The organism is Pseudonocardia sp. SID8383, assembly GCF_009864975.1.
Classification (GTDB): domain Bacteria; phylum Actinomycetota; class Actinomycetes; order Mycobacteriales; family Pseudonocardiaceae; genus Pseudonocardia; species Pseudonocardia alni.
The window spans coordinates 1-6,746 of sequence record NZ_WWFY01000418.1 but is presented as its reverse complement, the minus strand read 5'-3'; the positions used below and the strand labels follow the sequence as shown (position 1 = coordinate 6,746).

Sequence of the window (6,746 nt, the reverse complement as noted above, 5' to 3'; positions counted from 1 at the left end):
GGCCCCGTCCCGCGCGCCGACTCGGTCGAGCGCGCCGCGGTGCTGCGGCTGTGCACCCGGCCCCGGTCGGTGTCGGAGGTCGCGGCGCTGGCCGCGGTGCCGCTGGGCGTCGCCCGGGTGCTCATCGACGACCTCGCCTCCGAGGGGCGCCTGGTGGTGCACGGTGTGTCCTCGGCGGAGGACGGGCCGAGCGTCGCGTTGATGGACCGGGTGCTGGCCGGGCTGCGCCGGCTCTGACCCGCCGGGCCCGCGGGTGTCCTGCGGGGCCCGCGCGCCGGGGCCAGGATGGGGACATGACCGATCCCCGTCCCGTCCGCATCGGACTGCAGCTGCAGCCCCAGCACGCCGACTACGCCGACATCCGCCGCACCGTGGCCGCCGCCGAGGAGGCCGGCGTCGACGTCGTCTTCAACTGGGACCACTTCTTCCCGCTCTACGGCGAGCCCGACGGCAAGCACTTCGAGTGCTGGACCATGCTCGGCGCCTGGGCCGAGGCGACCTCCCGGGTGGAGATCGGCGCCCTGGTGACCTGCAACAGCTACCGCAACCCCGAGCTGCTCGCCGACATGGCCCGCACCGTCGACCACATCTCCGACGGCCGGCTGATCCTGGGCATCGGCTCCGGCTGGTTCCAGCGCGACTACGACGAGTACGGCTACGAGTTCGGCACCGCGGGCGGCCGGCTGAACGACCTGGCCGCGGCCCTGCCCCGCATCCGGAGCCGCTGGTCGGCGCTCAACCCGGCGCCGACCCGCGACATCCCGATCCTCATCGGCGGCGGGGGCGAGAAGAAGACCCTGCGCTACACCGCCGAGCACGCCGGCATCTGGCACGGCTTCGGCGACGTCGACACCGTCACCCGCAAGAGCGGCATCCTCGACGGGCACTGCCGCGACATCGGCCGCGACCCGGCCGATATCGAACGCTCGGTCGGCGTCGAGGGCGCCCCGGAGGACGACGGCGCCGCCCTGTACGACGCCGGGGTGCGCCTGTTCACCGTCGGCCAGGACGGCCAGGGCGGCTACGACCTGTCCCGGCTGAAGGACTGGATCGCCTGGCGCGACGAGCGCAACGGCTGAGCTCAGAGGGCACGCAGGAACGGGTCCCGGATCAGGTCCGGGACCCGTTCCGCGACGACCGCGGGTGCGTAGTACCAGCCCTGCGCGTTGGCGCAGCCGTACTCGCGCAGCCGCGCCGCCTGCTCCCGGGTCTCCACCGCCTCGGCGGTGACCTCCAGGTCCAGCGCGGAGGCCAGCGAGATCAGCGTGCGCAGGATGACGTCGTCGCGCTCGGCGGTCCCGGCCAGGAAGTGCCCGGCCAGCTTGAGCCGGTGCACCGGCAGGTGCCGCAGATAGGCGAGGTTGGAGTAGCCGGTCCCGAAGTCGTCGATGGCGATCTTCACGCCGAGCCGGTCGAGCTCGCGCAGCGTGGCCAGCGGCCGGCCGGGGGAGCCCATCAGGTCGGACTCGGTCAGCTCGACCTGCAGCAGCTCCGGCGGCCAGTCGTGGCGCTCCAGCGTCGCCGCGACGTCGGCGACCAGGTCCGACTCGGTCACCTGCCGGGCGGCGACGTTCACGCTGATCGTCAGCGGCCTGTCCGGGTACGCGTCGGCCCAGACCCGGCCCTGCCGGCACGCCTCGTCGAGGACCCGGCGGCCCAGCGGCACGACCAGCCCGGTCTCCTCGGCGAGCGGGATGAACCGGTCCGGGCCCAGCAGCTGCCCGTCGGGGCGCTGCCAGCGCACCAGCGCCTCGACCCCGATGGTCTGCTCGTCGGCCAGGCGCACCAGGGGCTGGTAGACGACCACGAAGTCGTCGCGGCGCAGCGCCTCGGGCATCTGCGAGGACAGCTCGAAGCGGGCGACGTCGTCGCGGTGGCGGTCGCGGTCGTAGAGCACGTAGCGCCCGCGGCCGGCCCGCTTGGCCGAGTAGAGGGTGGTGTCGGCGGCGGCGATCAGCTCGTCGGTGCCCAGCTCGCCGTCGTGGCGCACCACCCCGACGCTGGCCGAGATCACGATGTCGCGGCCGTCGACGCGCACCGGGCGGCGCACGGTCCCCAGCGCGCGGGTCGCGACCTCCTCCAGCTCGGCCCGGTCGGCGGTGCGCGGCACCAGCACGACGAACTCGTCGCCGCCCATCCGCGCGACGAGGTGCCCGCCGGGCTCCAGCGCGCCCCGGAGCCGGTCGGCCAGGACCTGCAGCAGCCGGTCCCCGGCCTGGTGGCCCAGGGTGTCGTTGACGACCTTGAACCCGTCCAGGTCCAGATAGCAGACCCCCGGGCGGGCACCGGAGGAGCCCGCGTCGATCGCGGTGCGCAGGCGTTCGAAGAACAGCGACCGGTTCGGCAGCCCGGTCAGCGGGTCGTGCGACGCCTGGTGGGCCAGGCTCTCCTGCATCAGCAACTGGTCGGTCACGTCGGACACCACCGCGACGAGCAGCTGCTCGTCACCGCCGACCGGGCCGAGCAGGGTGACCACGGCGTCGATCCACACGTCGCTGTCGTCGGCGCGCCGGACCGGGCGGACCACCCGGAGCCGGTCCAGGGAGCCGTCGAGCAGCCGCGGCCGCTCCGCCCACACCTCCGGCGCCGACTCCCGGGGCACGAAGTCGGTGACCCGCATCCTCAGCAGCTGTGCGGGCGTGTACCCGGACATGACGGCGGCGGTCTCGTTCACCTCGACGAGCCGCCCGTCCGGGTCGAAGATCACGATCCCGACGGCCGCGGAGTCGACGACGGTCCGCAGCCGCAGGTCCGAGCGACGGCGGGCCTCCTCGGCGACGCGGCGGGCCTCCAGCGCGGCCCGGGTGACCTGCTCGTGCTCGGCGAGGACCAGGCTGCGGGTGGCCTCGGTGAACCCGCGGGCGAACGCCGCCAGCACGGCCGCGATCCGCCGGACCCGGGCGGCGGTGTCCGCGGCAGGCTCCAGGTGCGCCCCCAGCAGCTCCATCCCGATCTCCAGGCAGCCCGGCTGGTGGATGCGCGCCCGCACCAGGTCCCCGCCGGCGGCCGCCGGGAGGGCCGGGTCGTACCGCTCCGCGAGCGCGGCCTCCCGCAACTGGCCGGTCACCCGGTCGAGGACCGGGCGGAGCTCGGTGGCCGGCAGCACCGAGTGCCGGGCCAGCTCCGAGGCCCAGGGACCGGCGAGGTCGGCGGGGTCGGGGAGTGCTGCGGGGACGAGCGCCCGTCCGTGGTCGGCGCGAGCAGCGGCGACGTCGGCCTGCTGCATCCACCGCCCCCGTTCGCTCCGGTGGGAGGGACTTCCCTCATGATCGGGATGATCGGTGAACACCGTAACCGATCCGACCCGCCCGGTGGGGCCGACCGGGTTACGTCGGCGCCCCGCGACGGGCCGGTCGGGTCAGACCGGCGACCCGTCGGTCACCTCCGTCACCCACACGACGGCCTCACCGGCCTCGTCGGAGGCAGCGAGGTCCACCTCGGCGGTGATCGCCCAGTCCCGGTCGCCTGCCGGGTCGTCGAGGACCTGGCGCACCAGCCAGCGGTCGGCCTCCTCGGTGAGGTCGAACAGCTCGGGCCCGCGCGCGTCCGGCCCGAAGCCGATCCGGTCGTGGATCGCGAAGTAGGGGGCCAGGGCGTCCCGCCAGCGGTCGGCGGTCCAGCCGGCGTCGGCGTCGAGGTCGCCCAGCTCGGCGTAGCGGCCCATCGCCGCGAGCTCCACCCGGCGGAACAGCGCGTTGCGCACCATGACCCGGAACGCGCGGGCGTTGCCGGTGACCCCGGTCGGCGTGGCGACGGCGACCTCGGCCCCCGGCGGCAGCACCTCCCCGTCGGCACCCGCCCCGGCGGCGAGCTTCTCCCACTCGTCGAGCAGCGAGGAGTCGGTCTGGCGGACCAGCTCGCCCAGCCACTCCACGAGGTCGGTGAGCTCCTCGGTGCGGGCGTGCTCGGGCACGGTCTGGCGCAGCGCCCGGTAGGCGTCGGCCAGGTAGCGCAGCACGAGGCCCTCGGAGCGGGCGAGCTGGTAGTGCGAGACGTACTCGGTGAACGTCATCGCCCGCTCGCTCATGTCCCGGACCACCGACTTCGGCGACAGGACGGCGTCGGCGACCCACGGTGCGCCGCGGCGGTAGGTCTCCAGCGCCGCGTGCAGCATCTCGTCGAGGGGCTTGGGGTGGGTGACCTCCTCCAGGCGGGCCATCCGCTCCTCGTACTCGATGCCGTCGGCCTTCATCGCCGCGATCGCCTCGCCGCGGGCCTTGTTCTGCTGGGCGGCGAGGATCTGGCGGGGGTCGTCGAGGGTCGACTCGATCACCGAGAGCACGTCGAGGGCGTAGGTCGGAGACTCCCGGTCGAGGAGCTCGAACACCGCCAGCGCGAACGGCGACAGCGGCTGGTTGAGTGCGAAGTCCAGCTGCAGCTCGTCGACCACCCGCGCCCGTGGACGGGTCGCACCGTCCACGGTGTACTGCTCGACGACGCCGGAGGTGCGCAGCGCCCGGTAGATCGCGATCGCCCGCAGCATGTGCTTCAGCTGCCGCTTGCGGGGCTCGTGGTTGTCGGTGAGCAGGTGCTCCATCGCGGCGTAGGTGTCCCCGCCGCGCGACACGACGTTGAGCAGCATCGCGTGGGTGACCTCGAAGTGGCTCGTCAGCGGCTCCGGCCGGGCCTGCTGCAGCTTCTCGAACGAGGTCTCCGACCAGCCGACGAAACCCTCGGGCGGCTGCTTGCGCGCTACCTTGCGGCGCTTCTTCGGGTCGTCGCCCGCCTTGGCCAGTGCCTTGGCGTTCTCGATGTCGTGCTCGGGGGCCTGCGCGACGACGGTGCCGACGGTGTCGTACCCGGCCCGCCCGGCGCGGCCGGCGATCTGGTGGAACTCGCGGGCCTTGAGGGGGCGCACGCGGCGCCCGTCGTACTTGGACAGGGCGGTGAACAGCACCGTGCGGATCGGCACATTGATGCCGACGCCGAGGGTGTCGGTACCGCAGATGACCTTGAGCAGGCCGGCCTGGGCGAGGGTCTCCACCAGCCGCCGGTAGCGGGGGAGCATCCCCGCGTGGTGCACGCCGATCCCGTGGCGCACCAGGCGGGACAGGGTGCGGCCGAAGCCGGAGGTGAACCGGAACGCCCCGATCGTCTCGGCGATCGCGGCCTTGTCCTCCTTGGAGGTGACGTTGACGCTCATCAGCGCCTGCGCCCGTTCGACGGCGGCCTGCTGGGTGAAGTGCACGACGTAGACCGGCGCCTCACGCGTCGACAGCAGCTCGGTGATCGTCTCGTGCAGCGGCTCGACGACGTAGCGGAAGTGCAGCGGCACCGGCCGCTCCACCGAGGTGATCTCCGCGGTCTCCCGCCCGGTGCGCCGGGTCAGATCCTCCGCGAAGAACGACGTGTCGCCCAGCGTGGCGCTCATCAGCAGGAACTGCGCCTGCGGCAGCTCGACGATCGGCACCTGCCAGGCCCAGCCGCGCGACGGGTCGGCGTAGAAGTGGAACTCGTCCATGATCACCGAGCCGACGTCGGTCCCGGGGCCCTCGCGCAGGGCGAGGTTCGCCAGGATCTCCGCGGTGCAGCAGATGATCGGAGCCTTCTCGTTCACCGCGGCGTCGCCGGTGAGCATGCCGACCTTGTCCGCGCCGAACACCTCGCACAGCGCGAAGAACTTCTCGCTGACCAGCGCCTTGATCGGCGCGGTGTAGAAGCTGCGCTCACCGCGGGCCAGCGCCGCGGCGTGCGCGCCGATCGCGACCAGCGACTTCCCCGAGCCCGTCGGCGTCGAGAGGATCACGTTGGCGCCGGTGACCAGCTCCAGCAGCGCCTCCTCCTGCGCCGGGTACAGCGACAGACCGCGCTCGTCGAACGCCCACTCGGCGAAGGTGTCCACCAGCGCGGCGGGATCCGGGGGGTTCGCGGGGTCGGAGGAGCGCGGCAGCCGGTCGGTGAGCGTCATGATGGGACCGATCGTCGCAGACACCCCCGACACCGGGCGCCGCAGCGCCGAGGTGGCGCCCGCACTCGCCCGTGCGGGGGATAGCGTGGATGCCGTGGTGGGGGGCGGTGCGACGCACGGCGCCGGGCAGGCGCGCGCCGGCGCGGGTCCTGGCGCGCCCATGCCCGACCTCATCCCGCCGATGCTGCCCGCCGCGGGCGAGCTGACCGACGCGGGCGACCCGGACCGCTGGGCGGTCGAGTTCGCCTGGGAGGGCCACCGCTGCGTGGCCTACGCCCGGCCCGGCCGCGTCCGGCTGCTGTCCTCCACCGCACGCAGCGTGACCGGGTCCTTCCCCGAGCTCGCCGTGCTCGGCGACCAGGCCCCGCCGGGCGGCATGGTGCTCGACGGCACCGTCGTCGCCCTCGACGAGGCGGGCCGCCCGTCGCGCGGTCCGCTCCTGCGCCGCACCGCGACGGTGTCCCCGGACGCGGCCCTGCGGTCCGAGGTCCCGGTCGGCTACGTGGTCACCGACCTGCTGTTCTGCGACGGCCGCCGCACGTGCGAGCTGCCCTACCGGCGCCGCCGCGCGGAGCTGGAGGCGCTCGACCTGGCCGGACCGAAGATCCTGGTCCCGCCCTCGTTCGGGCTCGACGAGGCCGACCTCGTGGTCCGGACCGCGGAGCGCTACGGCCTCGACGGGCTGCACCTCAAGCGGCTCGACCTGCCCTACCAGCCCGGGCGGCGCACCCGGAACTGGCTGCGGGTGCCGCTGCGCCGCCACCGGCAGGTGCTCGTCGCGGGCTGGGTGCCCGCCGGGGCCCCGGGCGGGGGCCGGGAGCGGATCGGCGCGGTGCTG

The 6,746-nt window shown here is 74.2% G+C and carries 5 protein-coding genes; 3 read left to right on the top strand and 2 right to left on the bottom strand.

Translation table 11 applies throughout. The features are described from left to right. Positions 1-237: DUF742 domain-containing protein (locus tag GTW08_RS10375; RefSeq protein ID WP_161151824.1), on the top strand; the 237-nt coding region annotated here is incomplete at its 5' end. A 56-nt stretch (positions 238-293) separates the two neighbouring features. Beyond that, positions 294-1,079, top strand: coding sequence for an LLM class F420-dependent oxidoreductase (locus tag GTW08_RS10370; RefSeq protein WP_073574911.1), 786 nt, complete (start codon positions 294-296; stop codon positions 1,077-1,079). Positions 1,080-1,081: 2 nt separating this feature from the next. Here GTW08_RS10370 and GTW08_RS10365 read toward each other — a convergent pair whose 3' ends face one another. Both GTW08_RS10365 and GTW08_RS10360 read right to left on the bottom strand, forming a co-directional pair. Further along, complete coding sequence (locus GTW08_RS10365) at positions 1,082-3,226, bottom strand: putative bifunctional diguanylate cyclase/phosphodiesterase (protein WP_083658291.1); 2,145 nt, start codon at positions 3,224-3,226, stop codon at positions 1,082-1,084. Positions 3,227-3,358: 132 nt separating this feature from the next. Continuing rightward, entirely contained in the window at positions 3,359-5,908 is a 2,550-nt protein-coding gene (locus GTW08_RS10360) for a DEAD/DEAH box helicase (RefSeq protein ID WP_073574910.1), read from the bottom strand. 160 nt (positions 5,909-6,068) lie between these two features. On the opposite strand from GTW08_RS10360, the gene GTW08_RS10355 reads away from it, so the two are divergent. After that, the coding region (locus GTW08_RS10355; RefSeq protein ID WP_202416941.1) for a hypothetical protein at positions 6,069-6,746 on the top strand (678 nt) is incomplete at its 3' end.